This window comes from Paraburkholderia sp. EG286A (assembly GCF_040965375.1).
Taxonomy (GTDB): domain Bacteria; phylum Pseudomonadota; class Gammaproteobacteria; order Burkholderiales; family Burkholderiaceae; genus Paraburkholderia.
Window position 1 is genome coordinate 124937 of sequence record NZ_JBFRCB010000009.1, and the last position, 18586, is coordinate 143522.

Sequence of the window (18586 nt, forward strand, 5' to 3'; positions counted from 1 at the left end):
CACGCACTTTCGCGCGTGAGAACCGCTACCCGGCGTCCGCCCGCCCTCTGCTTCGAGCCGCAATTCGCCCACAAGTGCCGCAGCGCCAGCATAACGGGTCGACGCGATACCGTTGCGGCACGCCCGAGGGCCGCCCGGCGCACGAAGCGCCGAAGTACAATGCGCACCATCATGCCCGCCGACCGACTCCATCTCCTCGTCCCCTTTGCCTTGCCGTCCGCCGCGGCCGCCTCCACCGCCCTCGCGGGCCTCGAATACCCGGCGCTCGCGAAACTGGTTGCGCGCGCGACACTCGGCGAGCAGGTGATCGGCGAGGACTTCCAGCGCACGCTGCCGCACGAGCGCTGGGTCGCGCGCCAGTTCGGCGCGCTCGGTCCGGCGAGCGCGAACCGCGCAAACTCCGCGCCGGCCGCCGACGACGAAGCACCGCTTGCGCCCTACATGCTGCTCGCCGATGGCGGCACGCCCGGCGACGCCACGTGGGCGTGCGTGCAGCCTGTGCACGTGCGCATCGCTCACGATCACCTGGTGCTGATCGACCCCGCCTCGCTGGAACTCGCCGACGCCGACGCCGCCACGCTCTACACCATCGCCCGCCCGCTGATCGAAGAAATGGGCGTGCGCATCGAGGCCCCCACGCCGCAGCGCTGGTATCTCTCGTCGGAAGCGTTCGGCACGCTAGCGGGCGCGTCGCCCTTGCGCGCGAGCGGCCGCAACATCGAGATCTGGCTGCCGCACGAGGCCCATTCGGGCCAACGTTCGCGCGCCTGGATGAAGGTGCAGAACGAAGTGCAGATGGCGTGGTTCGAGCATCCTGTGAACGAGGCCCGCGAAGCGCGCGGCCTGCCCGCCGTCAATTCGATCTGGTTCCACGCCCAGGGCGCGCTGCGCACCGTCACGAGCCCCTATGCGCGCGTGCGCTCCGATGCGGCCGCCACGCGCGGCCTGGCACTCGCCGCAAAGGCGGAAGTCGGCGCCGCGCCCACAACCTTTGCCGCGCTCGCAGCCTCGCTCAACAACGGTTCGGGCACGGGCGCGACGCTCGTCGAACTCGATCCGTTCTCGGCGGCCTTCATCCAGCAGGACTGGGGCCGCTGGAACGCCGCGTTCGCCCAACTGGAGCGCGACTGGTTCGCGCCCGCGCTCACGGCGCTGCAAACGGGCGCGCTCGCCGCGCTCGAGCTCACGCTGTGCGGCGACACCGGCTCGGTCACGCTGTCCATCACGCGCGGCGATTTGCGCAAGTTCTGGCGACGCCGCCTGTTCGCGTCGCTCTTTATCGAATGATCCCCGAATGACTTCTTTTTTCCGCGCTCACGCATGACCCGAATCGTCACCCGCGCCTGCTCGCCCGCCGACACCGAAGCGCTCGTGCGCCACGGCCTGCATCCGGTGCTCGCACGCCTCTACGCCTCGCGCGGCGTTTGCCAGCCCGACGAGATCGAAACCGGCCTCGCGCGCCTGATCCCGCCCACGGGCATGAAGGGCCTCGACGAGGCCGCCGAACTGCTCGCCGACGCGCTCGAAGCCGACTGCCGCATGCTCGTGGTCGCCGACTACGACTGCGACGGCGCGACGGCCTGTGCCGTGGCCGTGCGCGGCCTGCGCATGTTCGGCGCGCAGATCGACTATCTGGTGCCGAACCGCTTCGAGTATGGCTACGGCCTCACGCCCGAGATCGTCGCACTCGCCGCGCAACGCAAGGGCGGGCCACCCGACGTCCTGATCACGGTGGACAACGGCATCGCCAGCGTGGAAGGCGTCGAAGCCGCCAACGCGCTCGGCATCGAGGTGCTCGTGACCGACCACCACCTGCCCGGCGACACGCTCCCCGACGCGCGCGCCATCGTCAACCCGAACCAGCCGGGCTGCGAGTTTCCGAGCAAGTGCATCGCGGGCGTGGGCGTGATGTTCTACACGCTGCTCGCGCTGCGCGCGGAGCTGCGCAAGCGCGGCTTCTTTGGCGACGGCAAGCCCGAGCCGCGCCTCGACGGCCTGCTCGATCTCGTCGCGCTCGGCACTGTCGCCGACGTCGTGAAGCTCGACTGCAACAACCGCGTGCTCGTCGCGCAAGGCTTGCAGCGCGTGCGCAACGGCCGCATGCAACCGGGCATCGCGGCGCTCTTTCGCGCGGCCGGCCGCGACGCGAAAAGCGCCTCGGGCTTCGACTTCGGCTTTGCGCTCGGGCCGCGCCTGAACGCGGCGGGCCGGCTCTCGGACATGTCGCTCGGCATCGAGTGCCTGACCACCGACGACGTGGGCCGCGCGTGGGAGCTTGCGCAGCAGCTCGACGGCATGAACCGCGAGCGCCGCGAGATCGAAGCCGGCATGCAGCAGCAGGCGCTAGCCGATCTCGCCGACGTCGATCCGCAAGGTAAGGCCACGCTTACGCTGTTCAACGAAGGCTGGCACCAGGGCGTGATCGGCATCGTCGCGGGACGGCTCAAGGAGCGCTTCCACCGCCCTTCGTTCACCTTCGCGCCTGCCGACGATGACGGCGCACTCGTGAAGGGCTCGGGCCGTTCGATCCCCGGTTTCCATCTGCGCGACGCGGTCGATCTGATCAGCAAGCGCGAGCCCGGTCTGATCCAGAAGTTCGGCGGCCACGCCATGGCCGCGGGCATGACGATCGCCGCCGCAGACGTGCCGCGCTTCGCCGAGGCGTTTGAGCGCGTGGGCCGCGAGTGGCTCACCGAAGAGGCCCTCGCGCGCACGGTCGAAACCGACGGCGATCTCGAAGACGCCTACTTCACGCCCGATTTCGTCGAGATGCTCGATGCCGCCGTGTGGGGCCAGGGCTTCCCGGCGCCCGTGTTTTCGGGGGAATTCGAGGTGGCCTCGCAGGCGCTCGTGAAGGACAAGCACCTCAAACTGCAACTGCTGCGCGGGCGCCAGCGCTTCAACGCGATCTGGTTCAACCACACGGAGTCGTTGCCGCAGCACACCACGGTCGCCTACCGGCTCGTGCGTGACACCTGGAATGGCGTATCGCGCGTGCAGCTCGTGGTGGAGCACGCTGCGCTCTAAACCCGCTTCGAACTGCACGTTACGCTGAGAAGCGCGGGCCGCCCGAAGCGCCCGCGCCGCCCTTGATCCGGGTCCAATCGGCTATAATTCAATGTTTTACACGCCGGATCACGACACAAATGGAAGCGGAACGTCTCAACGCGATCGAAGCCCTTTTGGCGGACCTGCGCACGCGCGCGGGCGAGCTACGGGGGTATCTTTGACTACGACGTAAAAGCCCGACGGCTCGTCGAAGTCAACAGCGAACTCGAAGACCCCAACGTCTGGAACGACTCCAAGCACGCCCAGGGTCTCGGCAAGGAAAAGAAACTGCTCGAGGGCGTGGTGCACGTGCTCGACGGCATCGAGAACGACACGCGCGACACCCAGGATCTCTTCGAGATGGCCCGCGAGGAAGGCGATGAAGACACGCTCGTCTCCATCGAGTCCGACGCTCACGCGATCGAAGCGCGCGTAGCCGACGTCGAGTTCCGCCGCATGTTCGCGAATCCGGCCGACCCGAACAACGCGTTCATCGACATTCAGGCCGGCGCCGGCGGCACCGAGGCCTGCGACTGGGCGTCCATGCTGCTGCGCCAGTACGTGCGCTACTGCGAACGCAAGGGCTTCAAGACCGAAGTGCTCGAAGAATCCGAAGGCGACGTGGCCGGCATCAAGAGCGCGACGATCAAGGTCGAAGGCGAATACGCCTACGGCTTCCTGCGTACCGAAACCGGCATTCACCGCCTCGTGCGCAAGTCGCCGTTCGACTCGTCGGGCGGGCGTCATACGTCGTTCTCGTCGGTGTTCGTGTATCCGGAAATCGACGACTCGTTCGAGATCGACGTCAATCCGGCCGATCTGCGCATCGACACATACCGCGCTTCGGGCGCGGGCGGTCAGCACATCAACAAGACCGACTCCGCCGTGCGTATCACGCACGTGCCGTCGGGCATCGTCGTGCAGTGCCAGAACGACCGCTCGCAGCACCGCAACCGCGCCGAAGCCATGGCCATGCTGAAGTCGCGCCTGTACGAAGCCGAAATGCGCAAGCGCCAGTCGGAACAGGACAAGCTCGAAGCGGGCAAGTCGGACGTGGGCTGGGGTCACCAGATCCGCTCCTACGTGCTCGACAACAGCCGGATCAAGGATCTGCGCACCAACGTCGAAATCAGCAATACCAAGGCCGTGCTCGACGGCGATCTCGACGCCTTCATCAGCGCGAGCCTGAAACAGGGCGTGTAAGCTTGCCGCACGCCACGGGCGCAGCAGTTCACCGCATGCCGCCCTCTCCTGCTGCGCCGCGCGCCTCGACTGCGAGGCGCGCGACGCGCAGCGGGAACCGAAGTCCGCTTATCTGCGCGCAATGCGCGCCGTGTCCCGCGAAGGACCATGCCGGGGCCGCAGCCCCGAAAACTCGCCGAAACACCTGCGAATCAAAGAACTCCGAGCCATCATGACCGAACCGACCCAGCAGAACGCGCCCAGCGCCGCGCCCGAACTCGACGACAACCAGATCATCGCCGAGCGCCGCGAGAAACTGCGCGCGCTGCGCGAGGCAGGCGTCGCCTATCCGAACGACTTCCGCCCGACCCACCACGCCGCCGACCTCGCGCGCGACTACGCCGACACCGACAAGGACGCGCTCGAAGCGAATCCGCTCGAAGTGGCGATCGCCGGCCGCATGATGCTCAAGCGCGTGATGGGCAAGGCGAGCTTCGCCACGGTGCGCGACGGCTCGGGCCAGATCCAGTTCTTCATCACGCCCGCCGACGTGGGCGAGGCAACCTACGACGCGTTCAAGAAGTGGGACCTCGGCGACATCGTCGCGGCCAGGGGTGTGCTGTTCCGCACCAACAAGGGCGAGCTTTCGGTGCGCTGCACGGAACTGCGTCTGCTCTCGAAGGCGCTGCGTCCGCTGCCGGACAAGTTCCACGGCCTCGCCGACCAGGAAATGCGCTATCGCCAGCGCTACGTCGACCTGATCGTCACGCCGGAAGCGCGTCAGACCTTCCAGGCGCGCACCAAGGCGATTTCTTCGGTGCGCCGCTTCATGGCCGACTCGGGCTTCATGGAAGTCGAAACGCCGATGCTGCACCCGATCCCGGGCGGCGCGGCCGCCAAGCCGTTCGTCACGCACCACAACGCGCTCGACATGCAGATGTTCATGCGCATCGCGCCCGAGCTTTATCTGAAGCGTCTGGTCGTGGGCGGCTTCGAGCGCGTGTTCGAGATCAACCGGAATTTCCGTAACGAAGGCGTTTCGCCGCGTCACAATCCAGAATTCACGATGATGGAGTTCTATGCCGCGTACACCGACTACGCGTGGCTCATGGACTTCACCGAGCAACTGATCCGCCAGGCCGCCATCGACGCGAGCGGCACCGCTGTGCTCACGTATCAGGGCCGTGAACTCGACCTCTCGAAGCCGTTCCATCGCTTGACGATCGTGCAGGCGATCCAGAAGTACGCGCCGCAATACACGAACGAACAGCTTGGCGACGCCGCCTTCCTGCGCGCAGAACTCAAGAAGTTCGGCGTGGACGCGAACCAGCCGCAATTCCTCAACGCGGGCGTGGGTTCGCTGCAGCTGGCGCTCTTCGAAGAGACGGCCGAGTCGCAGTTGTGGGAGCCGACCTACATCATCGACTACCCCGTTGAAGTCTCGCCGCTCGCGCGCGCTTCGGACACGCTGCCGGGCATCACCGAGCGCTTCGAGCTGTTCATCACGGGCCGCGAGATCGCCAACGGCTTCTCGGAGCTAAACGATCCGGAAGACCAGGCTGCGCGCTTCAAGAAGCAGGTCGAGCAAAAGGACGCCGGCGACGAAGAAGCGATGTTCTACGACGCCGACTACATCCGCGCGCTCGAATACGGCATGCCTCCGACGGGCGGCTGCGGCATCGGCATCGACCGTCTGATCATGCTGCTCACGGACAGCGCGAGCATCCGCGACGTGATCCTCTTCCCGCACCTGCGCCGCGAAGACTAAGCCGAACACTGCCTGACAAGACGGGGCGCATGCGGTTCACACCGTATGCGCCCCGTTTCCGTTGGGGCATCTGAAGTGCACACGTTTGTAACCATCGGTAAAATCTGCCTGCGAGCGCAGCGGCTGGGATGGGTACGTCAATTGCGCCCACGTGGAAAACCGCGCTGTGCAACGCTGCGCGACGACCACGCGCTCAGCGTCTGCCCACACCCACCGCGCGGGGTTACAAATTGAAACGCTCACAGAATTCGATTGGCTCAAACTGGGTCTCACAAGAGAGCCAACTCTGCCAAAGACGGAGCCTGTCATGAACACAACCGATCCGACCACACCGAAACGCCGCCTCCATCCGCTGATCGCAACCGCGGCGGCAGCCGTCATCGTCGCGAGCCTTGCGGCCACGGCGGCCATCACCGGCGTTTTCCCGAAAGCTTCCAGCACCGCCGAACAGAGCGCCCAGGTTCAGACGGGCCAGACGGCCATGACGGCTTCCCAGCCGCCGGTCGTCGACTCGACCAAGCCGGTGCAGGCCTCGCAATACGCGCAGAACGAACAGAATGCGCCCGCCGAGCCGCAACCGGCGCCGGCTCAAGCGCAAGAGCAAGCGCCGATGCCGGTCGCCCCGGCGCAGCAATATGGCCAACAGCCTGCCCAGCAGCAGCAGCCTTCGCAGCAGCAGTACGCGCAGGAAGCGCCGCCCGCCCAGCCCGCATGTTCGACGTGCGGCACGGTCGTCGCGATTTCCGCGGTCAAGCAAGAAGGCCACGGCACCGGCATCGGCGCGGTAGGCGGCGCGGTGGCCGGCGGCGTGGTCGGCAACCAGTTCGGCTCGGGTAACGGCCGCACGGCCATGACGCTGCTTGGCGCACTGGGTGGCGGCTTCGCGGGCAACTCGGTCGAAAAGCACCTGCGCAGCACGACGACCTATTCTGTGCGCGTGCGCATGGAGAACGGCAAGATGCGCTACTTCACGTATCACGACGCGCCGCCGTTCCAGCAGGGCGAGCGCGTGCGTGTGGAGAACGGCACGCTGGTCGCGGGCTGATCGCGCCTAAGCTGGCAGTGCAATAAAAAAGGCGATTTGCCGTACTGGCAAATCGCCTTTTTCTCGTCTGCTTGCCGGGCGTACCGGAAATCAGTAGTCCGCGTCTTCGATCCACGCGGCCTGGATCGCTTCGAGAATCTTCTCGTTCGAGCGCTCGGGGTCGTCGTCGAAACCGTCGAGCTGGGTGATCCAGCGGTGCAGATCGGTGAAGCGCACGTACTGCGGATCCACTTCGGGATGGGTGTCCGTCAAGGCCATCGCGATGTCCTGCGTATCGGTCCATTTCATGGCTGCGCGCTCCTCCTGGTGTTCAGTGGCTCAGTGGTTTTCTTTCGCGTGGTTGATCGAGTAACGCGGAATCTCGACCACCAGGTCGTCGTTCGCGGGCACGATGGCCTGACACGACAGCCGCGACGTCGGCTCGAGGCCCCACGCCTTGTCGAGGAGATCGTCTTCGTCTTCCTCGGACGGCACGAGCGCATCGAAACCTTCGCGCACGATCACGTGACAGGTCGTGCAGGCGCACGACTTCTCGCATGCGTGCTCGATTTCGATACCGTGTTCGAGCAGCGCGTCGCACACGCTCTCGCCCGGTTTGGCGTCGATGACCGCGCCTTCAGGGCACAGTTCGACATGGGGCAGCACCACGATTTGAGGCATTGTGATTTCCGTATCCAATAACTTTCATATCGGGCGCATGCCCCGCCTCCGACGGCGGCATGTGCCCATTCTACTGTCGGTGCGCGCTCAGCCACATCGGGAAAGCACGCACGCGTGCGCCGTTTGCTAACGACGCGTTCGCCTTTACGCTGTTGAGGCTGCAGGCGCGCTCCTGGCCGCGCCTTTAGCCGATCTCGTCGAGCTTCTTGCCGGCCAGCGCGCGCTTAATGCCCTTGTCCATGCGGCGCGCCGCAAACTCGTCGGTGCCCTCGGACAGTGCCTTGGTGGCGGCTTCGATCGCGCCGGCGTCCTCGCCCTGCGCGACTTGTGCCAGCGTGACGATCAACGCATCGACTTGCGCGCGCTCGGCTTCGTCGAGCAGTTCGCCGTCGGCGCCCAAAGCGGCGTTCGTCGCTTCGATGATGCGTTGCGCCTCGACCTGCGCCTCGCGCAGCGCGCGGGCGCGCATGTCGACTTCGGCGGTCTTGAAGCTGTCTTCGAGCATGCGGGCCACGTCGTCGTCGGCGAGACCGTAGGACGGCTTCACCACCACCGAGGCTTCCACGCCCGAGAGCTGCTCGCGCGCGAACACCGACAAGAGACCATCCGCATCCACCTGGTAAGTCACGCGAATGCGCGCCGCGCCCGCCGCCATCGGCGGAATGCCGCGCAGTTCGAAACGCGCGAGCGAGCGGCAGTCGGCGACGAGTTCGCGCTCGCCCTGCACCACGTGAATCGCCATGGCCGTCTGGCCGTCCTTGAAGGTCGTGAAGTCCTGCGCACGCGCGACCGGGATGGTCGAATTGCGCGGGATGATCTTCTCGACGAGGCCCCCCATCGTCTCCACGCCGAGCGACAGCGGAATGACGTCGAGCAGCAGCCAGTCGTCCTCGCCGCCGCGGTTGCCCGCGAGCAGGTCGGCCTGGATCGCCGCGCCGAGCGCGACGACCTGATCCGGGTCCAGATTCGTGAGCGGCGCCTGGCCGAAGTGCTGCTCCACGGCGCGGCGGATCACGGGCATGCGCGTCGCGCCGCCAACCAGCACCACGCCCTTCACGTCCTTCGCGGCGACCTTCGCGTCGCGCAGCGCCTTCTTCGTCGGCGTGAGCGTGCGCTGCACGAGCGCCTGCGTGAGCGCTTCGAAGCGCGGCTCGTCGATCGTCAGCGCGATCTGCTGGCCGCTCGACAGGGCCGCCTCGATGCGCGCCTCGGGTGCGGACGAGAGCGCTTCTTTCGCATCGCGCACGCGGTCGAGCAACAGACGCACGTCTTCGGGCGCGAGCGTCGCGCGCTCGATGCCGGACTGCTCCAGCGCGTAAGCAAAGAGCGCGTGGTCGAAATCGTCGCCGCCGAGCGCCGAATCGCCGCCGGCCGCCAGCACTTCGAACACGCCCTTCGTGAGCTTGAGAATCGACAGGTCGAAGGTGCCGCCGCCGAGGTCGTAGACCGCGTAGAGGCCTTCGGCGCCGTTGTCGAGCCCGTACGCGATCGCCGCCGCGGTCGGCTCGTTGAGCAGACGCAGCACGTTCAGGCCGGCGAGACGCGCGGCGTCCTTGGTCGCCTGGCGCTGCGCTTCGTCGAAGTACGCCGGCACCGTGATGACGGCGCCGACCAGTTCGTCGCCGAGCGTGTCTTCGGCGCGCTGGCGCAGCGTCGCGAGAATTTCCGCCGAGACTTCGACGGGGCTCTTCACGCCGTCGATCGTCTGGATTTGCACCATGCCCGGCGCATCGACAAAGTCGTACGGTGCGTTGGCCGCGCCTTCGACCTCGGACTTGCCGCGGCCCATGAAGCGCTTGACCGACACGATCGTGTTACGCGGGTCGGTCGCGGCTTGCGCCTTCGCCGTGCGGCCGATGCGCCGGCCGCCGTTCGCGAGATAGCGCACGACCGAGGGCAGCAGCATGTGGCCGTCTTCGTCGGGCAGCACGTCGGGCACGCCGCTGCGCACCGCGGCGACCAGCGAGTTCGTCGTGCCGAGGTCGATGCCGACGGCGAGTCGCCGCTGATGCGGCGCCGGCGCCATGCCGGGTTCGGAGATTTGCAGTAAGGCCATCTGTGTGATCTGCTTTTTAACCTGATGGGCGCGAGCGCCCGATATCCGTTTGCGCGCCCGGTCTCAGCCTTCGAGCCGCTCGATCTGCGAGTCGATTTCGCTCGCCACGCGCTCGATGAACATGAGCTGGCGCACCGCCTCGGCCGCGGGCTGGTTCGAGCCGCTGTCGAGCAGCGCCGCGAGTTTCGTGAAGCGCACGCGTTCGTCGTCGCGCAGCTCGCCCGCGAGTGCGTCGAGCGCATCGACGTTCTTCGCCGCGACCGCGTCTTCGATCGACTCGCGCCACTCCATCTGCTGCATGAGGAACGCGGGCTCCATCGCGGTGTTGTTCTCCGCGCCCACGTCGATGCCGCGCAGATGCAGCAGGTACTTCGCGCGCTTGAGCGGATCGCGCAGCGTCTGATACGCCTCGTTCGTGCGCGTGGCCCATTGCATGGCGATGCGCTTTTGCGCCTCGCCGGCCGCCGCGAAGCGGTCGGGATGCACCTGCGCCTGCACCGTGCGGTAGGCATGGTCGAGCGCGTTCGCGTCGATCGCGAACTGCTCGGGCAGGCCGAACAGCACGAAGTGGCTGTCGGAGAGCGACCGGGAAGGCGTGGAAGGCGTGCTCATCGGCTGGAACGTTCTTGTGGGGCTATGAGGGGCTGAGAGGGGCTGAGAGGGGCTAACCCGCGGCCGTCAAAATCAAAAAGGCGGCACAGGCCGCCTTTTCACCGCTCGACGCGGGCTCAAACGCGGAAGGACTCGCCGCAGCCGCACTCGTCCTTCACGTTCGGGTTGTTGAACCGGAAGCCTTCGTTCAGCCCTTCACGCACGAAGTCGAGCTGCGTGCCGTCGATATAGGCGAGACTCTTCGGGTCGACGATGACCTTCACGCCGTGGCTCTCGAAGACGTTGTCTTCGGGCGCGAGTTCGTCGACGTACTCGAGCTTGTACGCGAGGCCCGAGCAGCCCGTCGTGCGCACGCCAAGACGCAGGCCCACGCCCTTGCCGCGACGGGTCAGGTACTTTTGCACGTGCTGTGCCGCTTTTTCAGTCAACGTAATTGCCATAGCATCTTCGCCGCGCCTCGCGCCGCCAGTTGGGCTTTCGCCTTCCCTCGCGTCGCGACGCAACCCTGCTGCATCCAAAATCGTTAGTCCCAGAGCGCCGGGTTTTCAGGCCGGACGCCGTCCTGCATCTATTACGCCGCAGCGCCGTGCTTTACGCCGCGTCGGCCTTCGCTTCGGTCGTGTGACGCTGGCGATAGTCCGCAACTGCTGCCTTGATCGCATCTTCCGCGAGAATCGAGCAGTGGATCTTCACCGGCGGCAGCGCCAGTTCTTCGGCGATCTGCGTGTTCTTGATGTCGAGCGCCTGGTCGAGCGTCTTGCCCTTCACCCACTCGGTCACGAGCGAGCTCGAAGCGATCGCCGAGCCGCAGCCGTAGGTCTTGAACTTCGCGTCTTCGATCACGCCGTCCGCGCCCACGCGGATCTGCAGCTTCATCACGTCGCCGCACGCCGGTGCGCCGACCATGCCGGTGCCCACTGCGTCGTCGTCCTTGGCGAACGAGCCGACGTTGCGCGGGTTTTCGTAGTGGTCCAGAACCTTGTCGCTATATGCCATGATCACACTCCTTCAATTCGTGTTTGCCGCGCTGCACGCAGTTGACTGCTCATTGCGCTGCGGCCGGTTCGTTGTTCGCTGCTAACTGCGCCGCCTTGCTTAGTGCGCGGCCCACTGGATGGTCGACAGATCGATGCCGTCCTGATGCATTTCCCACAGCGGCGACAGCTCGCGCAGCTTGGCGATCTTCGTCTTCAGCAGGTTGATCACGTAGTCCACGTCCTGTTCCGTCGTGAAGCGGCCCACGGTGAAGCGGATCGAGCTGTGCGCCAGCTCGTCGTTGCGGCCGAGCGCGCGCAGCACGTACGACGGCTCGAGCGATGCGGAAGTGCACGCCGAACCCGACGACACCGCCACGTCCTTCACCGCCATGATCAGCGACTCGCCTTCGACGAAGTTGAAGCTGATGTTCAGGTTGTGCGGGACACGCTGTTCCATGTCGCCGTTCACGTAGGTTTCTTCGATTTCCTTCAGGCCGCGCAGGAGCTTGTCGCGCAGCATGCGCACGCGCTCGTTTTCCGTGGCCATCTCTTCACGCGCGATGCGGAACGCTTCGCCCATGCCGACGATCTGGTGCGTGGCCAGCGTGCCCGAGCGCATGCCGCGCTCATGGCCGCCGCCGTGCATCTGCGCTTCGATGCGCACGCGCGGCTTGCGGCGCACGTACAGCGCGCCGATGCCCTTCGGGCCGTAGGTCTTGTGCGCCGAGAACGACATCAGGTCGACCTTGAGCTTTTGCAGGTCGATGGGCGCCTTGCCGGTGGATTGCGCAGCGTCGACGTGGAAAATGATGCCCTTCTCACGGCAGATTTCGCCGATCGTCGCGATGTCCTGGATCACGCCGATCTCGTTGTTCACGTGCATGACGGAAACGAGGATCGTGTCGGGGCGCAGCGCGGCCTTGAACGCTTCGAGGTCGATCAGGCCGTCGTCCTTGACGTCCAGATACGTGACTTCGTAGCCTTCGCGCTCGAGCTCGCGGCAGGTGTCGAGCACGGCCTTGTGCTCGGTCTTCACCGTGATGATGTGCTTACCCTTGCTCTTGTAGAAGTGCGCAGCGCCCTTGATCGCGAGGTTGTCCGATTCGGTGGCACCGGAGGTCCAGATGATTTCGCGCGGGTCGGCGTTGACGAGCGCTGCGACCTGCTCGCGCGCCTCTTCGACGGCGCGCTCCGCATCCCAGCCATAGGCGTGGCTGCGCGACGCCGGATTGCCGAACTGCTCGCGCAGATACGGAATCATCTTGTCCACCACGCGCGGGTCGACGGGGGTCGTCGCGCTGTAGTCCATGTAAATGGGCAGGTGGGGAATGTCGTTATTCATCTATCGCTCCGGGGAATCTTGTGTGCTGCGCTGTACTGTGTATTGCTTTCTGGCGACGCTCGAAGGACTTACGAACCCGCCATGTTGAAGATCGAGTTCGGACCCAGCGGCATCGCCCTGACCGGCTCCACCGCCGGCGCCTCGGCGCGGCGATCGCGCAGGACGGCGGGCGCGGCGCCTTCGCGGGCGCGCTGCTTGTCCACCAGATCCTTGAGCGACACCGAATCGAGGTACTCGACCATTTTCTGGTTCAGCGTCGACCAGAGTTCGTGCGTCATGCAGTGGCCGTCGTGCTGCTTGGTGCCCTCGCAGGCGCCCTTGCCGCCGCACTGGGTGGCGTCGAGCGGCTCGTCCACCGCGATGATGATGTCCGCGACCGTGACGTCCTCCGCGCGGCGCGCGAGGTTGTACCCGCCGCCCGGCCCACGGACCGATTCGACGATTTCATGACGGCGCAGCTTGCCGAACAGCTGTTCGAGGTACGACAGCGAGATGTGCTGCCGCTGGCTGATACCCGCAAGCGTCACCGGGCCCTGCTCCTGGCGCAGCGCCAGGTCAATCATCGCCGTGACGGCGAAACGGCCTTTGGTGGTGAGTCTCATGATGTATGGGAACCGCAATTCTCGACAATTTTCGTCAAGTATAAATACATGACTAGTTTAGTCAAGTATCAACGTCGCGATCTGGGTTATTAGGTGCGCGGCGAATCGCAAAAATGGCGCGATTTCTGCATTCGGCAGATCCGCGCCGCTCATCTCAATCCGCCAGTTGCGGACGCAATGCGGCGAGCAGACCCGCGCAGGCGGCTTCGCATTGATCGAGCACCGTTTCGAAGCCCGCGTCGCCGCCAAAATAGGGATCGACCACGACGCGCGTTTCGGCCTGCGGCGCGAATTCCATCAGCAGGCGGATCTTGTCGCGCTCGCTCGCCGGGCAGACGCCCTGAAGCGCGCTGACGTTGGCGTCGTCCATCGCCACGATCAGGTCGAAACGGCGAAAATCGTCGGCGTCGATCTGCCGGGCGCGCAACGCCGCGAGCGCGTAGCCGCGCAGGCCGCCGGCGCGCTGGGCGCGCTCGTCGGGCGCCTCGCCGATGTGCCAGTCACCCGTTCCCGCCGAATCGACCTCGACGCGACCCGCCAGCCCCGCCTCGTCGACGAGACGCAGCATCACGGCCTCGGCCGTGGGCGAGCGGCAGATATTGCCAAGACAAACGAAGCAGACGGAAACCTTTTTCATTCGTGGGGGCTGGGGCAACGGAAGGCGTTCAGCGCGCGGCGGCGAATCTCAAATTATACAAAGCGCACGAACAACGCGCTGCGCGGCGCGTTGGCGCCGGCGCGATCATCAGATCGCGTTCGAGCGCGGCAGCGTCGCGATGCCGTTCATCGCCTTCACCGGCGTCTTGCCTTCGCTGCCCACGAGGCCATACGACACGGCGCGAGCGAGTTCTGCCGTGACCTGATCGGCGGCGAGCGGCATTTGCTGCTCGGCGGTCTTCCATGCATGGATCCATGCGATCACCGCGAGCGGCACGATCAGCGCCAGCGGCCAGTACACCGTTATTTTCTTTCTCATGATGCGACTCTCTATCGACTGTGAAGCGACAGGTGCGGACGCACTATCGCCAGTCGAGATGATATAGAGAGTCGCAATCAGGAAAAACCCGGTCCGGATGAACACACTGTTGCGCCAGCTTAAATAGTCGGCAAACCCGACTTGACCGATGCGCGCGCGTCAGGCCTGCTCGGAGCGCTTCGTCGTGTCCAGGTGCGTGTGCCGCGCCGCGTACAACTCGCGAAACGTGCGCCCGACCGGCGCGGGCATGTCGCGCCCGTTGCTCCAGCCGTGCGCGAATGGCAGCTTGCGAATGAGCCTGGCCTGCCCGCCCATGCGCTCGAGTATGCGCACGCCGAGCTTGGTGAGCAGCGCGTAGGCCGTTGGGTGAAGCGCGAGCCAGCCCCAGGCTGCGAGCGCCGCGCGCTCGCGCCACGGACGCAGGTGCCGCTCTGTTTGCTTCTCGCGCAGTTTGCGCAGCAGGTCCGAAAGCGGGATGCCCACCGGGCAGACGCTATTGCACTCGCCGCACAGCGTTGCGGCCTGCGGCAGATCGAGCGTCTTTTCGATGCCGACGTAGCTTGGCGTGAGCACCGAGCCCATCGGCCCCGGATAGACCCAGCCGTACGCGTGGCCGCCCACCTTCTGGTAGACCGGGCAGTGGTTCATGCACGCCCCGCAACGGATGCAGCGCAGCATCTCCTGGAATTCGCCGCCGATCAGGCCGGTGCGGCCGCCGTCCACGAGCACGACGTACATGTGCTCGGGGCCGTCCCGGTCCTCGGGCCCGCGCGGGCCTGTGAGAACCGAGAAGTAGTTCGACGTGGCCTGCCCCGTTGCCGAACGCGGCAACAGACGCATGGCGGTGGCGAGGTCTTCGAGCGTAGGCAGCACCTTCTCGATGCCCGTCACCGCCACATGCACGCGCGGCATCACGGTGCACATGCCCTCGTTGCCCTCGTTGGTCACCAGCACGACCGAGCCCGTTTCCGCGACGAGGAAGTTGCCGCCCGTCACGCCCATGTCCGCCGACAGAAAATGCGGGCGCAGGACTTCGCGCGCCTCGCGGGTCATGTCGGGGATTTCGGTCAGGCGCGGCTTGTGGTGCGTCTTCGCGAAGAGATCGGCGATCTCGTCCTTGTCCTTGTGGACGACGGGCGCAATGATGTGGCTCGGCGGCTCGTTGTCGTTGATCTGCAGGATGTACTCGCCCAGATCGGTCTCGATGGACTGCACGCCCATTTCCGCGAGCACCGTATTGAGCCGCATCTCCTCCGAAACCATCGACTTGGTCTTGATGACCTTGTGCACGTCGTGGCGCCGCGCGATGTCCGCGACGAGCTTCGCCGCGTCTTGCGCCGTTTCCGCGTAGAGCACGGTCACGCCGCGCCGCGCCGCCTCGGTCTCGAACTGCTCGAGCCAGACGTCGAGATTGTCGAGCGCGCGGTTGCGGCGCGCCTTGAGCGCCGCGCGCGTGGCCGGGAAATCGATCGCGGTGATCGCTTCGGCGCGCGCGGAGACGAACTTGGTCGAAAGTTTCTTGAGGTTGTGCTGCAGACGCTGATCGGCCAGCTTCTGACCGGCGCGCGCCTTGAACTGCATCGATTGGACTTGCATGGCGTGAGGGCGAGGTTGAGCGGTGTTCGGCGAGGTCTGGGGTCGAGGTCCGAGGCTATTCGGACGTTCCGCACGAAGCGAGCGGCGGCAGCCGGCGGCGCATCACACGTCGCCGGCCAGCACTTGCGCGATGTGCAGCACGCGCGTGGTGGTGTCGCCGGTGCGGCGCAAACGCCCTTCGATATTCAACATGCAGCCGAGGTCGCCGAGCACCACCGCGCCCGCGCCGCTCGCCTGAACATTCGCGCATTTTTCGTCTGCAATGGCCGTCGAGATGTCCCCGTACTTCACCGCAAAGGTGCCGCCGAAGCCGCAGCAGTGCTCGCAGTCCTTCATCTCGCGCACTTCGACGCCGCGCTGGGCGAGCAACGCGCGCGGCTGCGCCTTGACCCCAAGCTCACGCAGGCCTGAACACGAGTCGTGATACGTCACCGGCCCGCTGAACTCGCCTTGCGGCAGCGTGACCTTGGCGACGTTCACGAGGAAATCCGTGAGTTCGTAGACGCGCTCGCGCAACTTGCCGTAGCGCGCCATCAATTCCGGATCGTCGCGAAACAGATCGCCGTAGTGCACGCGGATCATGCCGCCGCACGAACCCGAAGGGACGACGAGATAGTCGAACTGCTCGAATTCGCGCAGCGTCTTTTCGGCGAGGTCACGCGCGATGGCGCGCTCGCCGGAGTTGTAGGCCGGCTGGCCGCAGCAGGTTTGCGCGGGCGGCACGACGACTTCATAGCCCGCCTCTTCGAGCAATTTGAGCGTCGAAAAGCCAATTTCCGGACGCATCGTGTCGATGAGGCACGTGACGAACAAACCGACTCGCATGGGAACTCCTCGTGAAAACCGTCCCCGATTATCCTTTGTTTCGCCGCCATGACCAACGCCGGCCTGCATCGCCCTCGCCCGTCGCGCGCGATGCCGCAGCGCAGCGCGAGTCTTGGTCCTGGCGCTTACTTTTTTCACAATACGAGATACAATGCATTTTCCGCCTCACGTGTCAAACGAATCTGAACTCATGAGCGACACCCATCCAGATCCGAAGACCTCGATTCAGGTGATCGAGCGCATGATGCGCCTGCTGGACGCGCTGGCCGCGCACAGCGACCCTGTCAGCCTGAAGGAACTTGCGCAGCGCACCGAACTGCATCCTTCGACTGCGCACCGCATCCTGAACGATATGGTGAGCTGCCGACTCGTCGACCGCTCCGATCCCGGCACCTACCGGCTTGGCATGCGGTTGCTCGAACTCGGCAACCTCGTGAAAGCGCGGCTTTCGGTGCGCGACGCGGCGCTTACGCCGATGCGCGAACTGCACCGTCTCACGGGCCAGACCGTCAACCTCTCCGTGCGTCAGGGCGACGAAATCGTCTATATCGAACGCGCCTATTCGGAGCGCTCGGGCATGCAGGTGGTGCGCGCGATTGGCGGCCGGGCTCCGCTGCACCTCACTTCGGTCGGCAAGCTCTTTCTGGCCGCCGACGAAGCGAACCGCGTGCGCGCGTACGCCACGCGCACCGGCTTGTCGGGTCACACGCGCAACAGCATTACCGACCTCGGACGCCTCGAGCGCGAACTCGCTCACGTACGCCAGCAATTCTGCGCACGTGATAACGAAGAACTCGAACTGGGCGTGCGCTGCATCGCCGCCGGCATCTACGACGACACGGGCAAACTGGTGGCGGGCCTTTCGCTCTCGGCGCCCGCGGACCGCCTGCAGGATTCGTGGCTCGGCCAGTTGAGCAAGACGGCGCTCACGATTTCGGAGTCACTGGGCTATCACCCGGAGCCCGCCGAAGGCAACGTGCAGCCCGCCTGAAGTCGGGGCGAAGCACATCGAGAAGAGCGGAGGCGTGCCCTCCGCTTTTTTTTGGCTCGCCGCGTGCCTCACGCGACCACTTCATCGAGTTTGCGGCTCAGCTTCGTGTCGAGATGGCGCGCTTCTTTTGCCAAGTTCACCTGCTTCGCCGTTCGCGCCGTTTCGAGCAGCGCCATGTCGATGCTGTATGCGTCGCGCCCCTTCAGCCAGGCCAGGATGTCGCTAAGATGCCATAGCGACGGATTGCCCTCGTGCACGGGCTGAGGAAATTCCGCCGCGTGCCCGAGCATCAGCTTGCGCAGGTTCTGGCGGGACATGCCGGTCATGTCCGCGGCATCGGTCAAACCGACAAAGTCTGGTGCGGCTTCCACGAGGCGCGCGGTAGGCACCGCCTGCTTCACGTCCTGCAGCGCCGTGAAGATTGCCGACCATGCGTTCGCACTGTCGCGCGAGAACGTCAGCGCGATTCGGCCCGGCAACCCCACACCGATCGTCGCGTCGTCGCAGCCGGCAACGGCGAGGCGCTCCACGAGATCTTCGTGATCGCTGTCTTCGATTGCCAGCTGGTACTTGAGAGTGAACAGGTAGTTCATGACTTACTCCGGCGCTTCGGCCGCCGCACACGCAGCTGCCGCGTTGATACGATGTGTCGTGCAGTTGTCGACCACGCGTTTGAGCACATAGGCGTGATTGCCTGCATTACGCGGCGTGCTCCAGATGCTCGTAATGCAGAATTCCCCGCAACGACAGGCAGCGTCGTTGTATGGGCAGTACATTCGCCCCCATGCGTGCCCGTGACTCTTACCTGGTTGAACTAACCAGCCCTGTTTCTCGGCATGAACAAGCACGGCCTCGATTTCTTTCTTTGGGTGCAATCGTCTCATCGACAGACTCAGTGTATGCATG

General features: G+C 65.5%; 20 protein-coding genes. 6 read left to right on the plus strand and 14 right to left on the minus strand.

Annotation, left to right across the window (positions count from 1 at the left end):
• Window positions 1–159 precede the first annotated feature (159 nt).
• The 5 genes from AB4Y35_RS34100 to AB4Y35_RS34120 all read left to right on the plus strand — a co-directional run bounded on the left by AB4Y35_RS34100 (window position 160) and on the right by AB4Y35_RS34120 (window position 7043).
• Window positions 160–1287 carry a regulator gene (locus tag AB4Y35_RS34100; protein ID WP_368707874.1) on the plus strand — a complete coding sequence of 376 codons (1128 nt, stop codon included), beginning with the start codon at window positions 160–162 and terminating at the stop codon, window positions 1285–1287.
• A gap of 33 nt (window positions 1288–1320) precedes the next feature.
• Window positions 1321–3027 carry a single-stranded-DNA-specific exonuclease RecJ gene (gene recJ / locus AB4Y35_RS34105; RefSeq protein WP_368707875.1) on the plus strand — a complete coding sequence of 569 codons (1707 nt, stop codon included), beginning with the start codon at window positions 1321–1323 and terminating at the stop codon, window positions 3025–3027.
• Between the two features lie 119 nt (window positions 3028–3146).
• Window positions 3147–4251, plus strand: a protein-coding gene (prfB, locus tag AB4Y35_RS34110; protein WP_368707876.1) for a peptide chain release factor 2 whose coding sequence is annotated in 2 segments (ribosomal slippage) — window positions 3147–3227 and window positions 3229–4251 — 1104 coding nt in all. Because the reading frame shifts where the segments join, the coding sequence is not laid out codon by codon here.
• Window positions 4252–4462: 211 nt separating this feature from the next.
• Window positions 4463–5998: a lysine--tRNA ligase gene (lysS, locus tag AB4Y35_RS34115; protein WP_368707877.1), complete on the plus strand. Its 1536-nt coding sequence runs from the start codon at window positions 4463–4465 to the stop codon at window positions 5996–5998.
• Between the two features lie 307 nt (window positions 5999–6305).
• The gene (locus AB4Y35_RS34120; protein WP_368707878.1) at window positions 6306–7043 is read left to right on the plus strand and encodes a glycine zipper 2TM domain-containing protein; all 738 of its coding nucleotides are present in this window, start codon (window positions 6306–6308) and stop codon (window positions 7041–7043) included.
• A gap of 90 nt (window positions 7044–7133) precedes the next feature.
• Here AB4Y35_RS34120 and iscX read toward each other — a convergent pair whose 3' ends face one another.
• The 12 genes from iscX to AB4Y35_RS34180 form a co-directional block, all read right to left on the minus strand.
• A complete protein-coding gene (iscX, locus tag AB4Y35_RS34125; protein ID WP_028204168.1) occupies window positions 7134–7331 on the minus strand; it encodes a Fe-S cluster assembly protein IscX in 198 nt (65 codons plus the stop codon).
• A gap of 30 nt (window positions 7332–7361) precedes the next feature.
• Entirely contained in the window at window positions 7362–7703 is a 342-nt protein-coding gene (fdx, locus tag AB4Y35_RS34130; protein WP_158757575.1) for an ISC system 2Fe-2S type ferredoxin, read from the minus strand.
• Window positions 7704–7887: 184 nt separating this feature from the next.
• Window positions 7888–9759, minus strand: coding sequence for a Fe-S protein assembly chaperone HscA (hscA, locus tag AB4Y35_RS34135; protein ID WP_368707879.1), 1872 nt, complete (start codon window positions 9757–9759; stop codon window positions 7888–7890).
• Window positions 9760–9822: 63 nt separating this feature from the next.
• Window positions 9823–10371, minus strand: coding sequence for a Fe-S protein assembly co-chaperone HscB (hscB, locus tag AB4Y35_RS34140; RefSeq protein ID WP_368707880.1), 549 nt, complete (start codon window positions 10369–10371; stop codon window positions 9823–9825).
• A 116-nt stretch (window positions 10372–10487) separates the two neighbouring features.
• Entirely contained in the window at window positions 10488–10811 is a 324-nt protein-coding gene (gene iscA / locus AB4Y35_RS34145) for an iron-sulfur cluster assembly protein IscA (protein WP_028210067.1), read from the minus strand.
• Window positions 10812–10962: 151 nt separating this feature from the next.
• Window positions 10963–11367, minus strand: a complete 405-nt coding sequence (iscU, locus tag AB4Y35_RS34150) for a Fe-S cluster assembly scaffold IscU (protein ID WP_028216879.1) — start codon at window positions 11365–11367, stop codon at window positions 10963–10965.
• A gap of 99 nt (window positions 11368–11466) precedes the next feature.
• Window positions 11467–12690: an IscS subfamily cysteine desulfurase gene (locus tag AB4Y35_RS34155; protein ID WP_069265526.1), complete on the minus strand. Its 1224-nt coding sequence runs from the start codon at window positions 12688–12690 to the stop codon at window positions 11467–11469.
• Window positions 12691–12758: 68 nt separating this feature from the next.
• Window positions 12759–13292 carry a Fe-S cluster assembly transcriptional regulator IscR gene (iscR, locus tag AB4Y35_RS34160; RefSeq protein WP_042264865.1) on the minus strand — a complete coding sequence of 178 codons (534 nt, stop codon included), beginning with the start codon at window positions 13290–13292 and terminating at the stop codon, window positions 12759–12761.
• Window positions 13293–13446: 154 nt separating this feature from the next.
• Window positions 13447–13929 carry a low molecular weight protein-tyrosine-phosphatase gene (locus AB4Y35_RS34165; protein ID WP_368707881.1) on the minus strand — a complete coding sequence of 161 codons (483 nt, stop codon included), beginning with the start codon at window positions 13927–13929 and terminating at the stop codon, window positions 13447–13449.
• Between the two features lie 108 nt (window positions 13930–14037).
• Window positions 14038–14268: a hypothetical protein gene (locus tag AB4Y35_RS34170; protein WP_069265523.1), complete on the minus strand. Its 231-nt coding sequence runs from the start codon at window positions 14266–14268 to the stop codon at window positions 14038–14040.
• A 159-nt stretch (window positions 14269–14427) separates the two neighbouring features.
• Window positions 14428–15864, minus strand: coding sequence for a lactate utilization protein B (locus AB4Y35_RS34175; protein WP_368707882.1), 1437 nt, complete (start codon window positions 15862–15864; stop codon window positions 14428–14430).
• A gap of 102 nt (window positions 15865–15966) precedes the next feature.
• The gene (locus AB4Y35_RS34180) at window positions 15967–16689 is read right to left on the minus strand and encodes a (Fe-S)-binding protein (RefSeq protein WP_368707883.1); all 723 of its coding nucleotides are present in this window, start codon (window positions 16687–16689) and stop codon (window positions 15967–15969) included.
• Window positions 16690–16879: 190 nt separating this feature from the next.
• Between AB4Y35_RS34180 and AB4Y35_RS34185 the strand changes: the two genes are divergently transcribed.
• Entirely contained in the window at window positions 16880–17680 is an 801-nt protein-coding gene (locus AB4Y35_RS34185) for an IclR family transcriptional regulator (protein WP_028204180.1), read from the plus strand.
• A gap of 68 nt (window positions 17681–17748) precedes the next feature.
• Here AB4Y35_RS34185 and AB4Y35_RS34190 read toward each other — a convergent pair whose 3' ends face one another.
• Together AB4Y35_RS34190 and AB4Y35_RS34195 are read right to left on the minus strand one after the other, a co-directional pair.
• Entirely contained in the window at window positions 17749–18273 is a 525-nt protein-coding gene (locus AB4Y35_RS34190) for a helix-turn-helix transcriptional regulator (RefSeq protein WP_368707884.1), read from the minus strand.
• 3 nt (window positions 18274–18276) lie between these two features.
• Window positions 18277–18564: a hypothetical protein gene (locus AB4Y35_RS34195; protein WP_368707983.1), complete on the minus strand. Its 288-nt coding sequence runs from the start codon at window positions 18562–18564 to the stop codon at window positions 18277–18279.
• Window positions 18565–18586: the final 22 nt, after the last annotated feature.

What these genes read in the sequence shown, in the direction of transcription:
- hscA (WP_368707879.1), bottom strand. Translation starts at nt 9,759, where the DNA reads ATGGCCTTACTGCAAATCTCCGAACCCGGCATGGCGCCGGCGCCGCAT.
- AB4Y35_RS34180 (WP_368707883.1), bottom strand. Translation starts at nt 16,689, where the DNA reads ATGCGAGTCGGTTTGTTCGTCACGTGCCTCATCGACACGATGCGTCCG.
- iscX (WP_028204168.1), bottom strand. Translation starts at nt 7,331, where the DNA reads ATGAAATGGACCGATACGCAGGACATCGCGATGGCCTTGACGGACACC.
- AB4Y35_RS34175 (WP_368707882.1), bottom strand. Translation starts at nt 15,864, where the DNA reads ATGCAAGTCCAATCGATGCAGTTCAAGGCGCGCGCCGGTCAGAAGCTG.
- AB4Y35_RS34165 (WP_368707881.1), bottom strand. Translation starts at nt 13,929, where the DNA reads ATGAAAAAGGTTTCCGTCTGCTTCGTTTGTCTTGGCAATATCTGCCGC.
- AB4Y35_RS34185 (WP_028204180.1), top strand. Translation starts at nt 16,880, where the DNA reads ATGAGCGACACCCATCCAGATCCGAAGACCTCGATTCAGGTGATCGAG.
- iscR (WP_042264865.1), bottom strand. Translation starts at nt 13,292, where the DNA reads ATGAGACTCACCACCAAAGGCCGTTTCGCCGTCACGGCGATGATTGAC.
- recJ (WP_368707875.1), top strand. Translation starts at nt 1,321, where the DNA reads ATGACCCGAATCGTCACCCGCGCCTGCTCGCCCGCCGACACCGAAGCG.
- AB4Y35_RS34155 (WP_069265526.1), bottom strand. Translation starts at nt 12,690, where the DNA reads ATGAATAACGACATTCCCCACCTGCCCATTTACATGGACTACAGCGCG.
- fdx (WP_158757575.1), bottom strand. Translation starts at nt 7,703, where the DNA reads ATGCCTCAAATCGTGGTGCTGCCCCATGTCGAACTGTGCCCTGAAGGC.
- hscB (WP_368707880.1), bottom strand. Translation starts at nt 10,371, where the DNA reads ATGAGCACGCCTTCCACGCCTTCCCGGTCGCTCTCCGACAGCCACTTC.
- AB4Y35_RS34195 (WP_368707983.1), bottom strand. Translation starts at nt 18,564, where the DNA reads ATGAGACGATTGCACCCAAAGAAAGAAATCGAGGCCGTGCTTGTTCAT.
- lysS (WP_368707877.1), top strand. Translation starts at nt 4,463, where the DNA reads ATGACCGAACCGACCCAGCAGAACGCGCCCAGCGCCGCGCCCGAACTC.
- AB4Y35_RS34100 (WP_368707874.1), top strand. Translation starts at nt 160, where the DNA reads ATGCGCACCATCATGCCCGCCGACCGACTCCATCTCCTCGTCCCCTTT.
- AB4Y35_RS34170 (WP_069265523.1), bottom strand. Translation starts at nt 14,268, where the DNA reads ATGAGAAAGAAAATAACGGTGTACTGGCCGCTGGCGCTGATCGTGCCG.
- AB4Y35_RS34190 (WP_368707884.1), bottom strand. Translation starts at nt 18,273, where the DNA reads ATGAACTACCTGTTCACTCTCAAGTACCAGCTGGCAATCGAAGACAGC.
- iscA (WP_028210067.1), bottom strand. Translation starts at nt 10,811, where the DNA reads ATGGCAATTACGTTGACTGAAAAAGCGGCACAGCACGTGCAAAAGTAC.
- iscU (WP_028216879.1), bottom strand. Translation starts at nt 11,367, where the DNA reads ATGGCATATAGCGACAAGGTTCTGGACCACTACGAAAACCCGCGCAAC.
- AB4Y35_RS34120 (WP_368707878.1), top strand. Translation starts at nt 6,306, where the DNA reads ATGAACACAACCGATCCGACCACACCGAAACGCCGCCTCCATCCGCTG.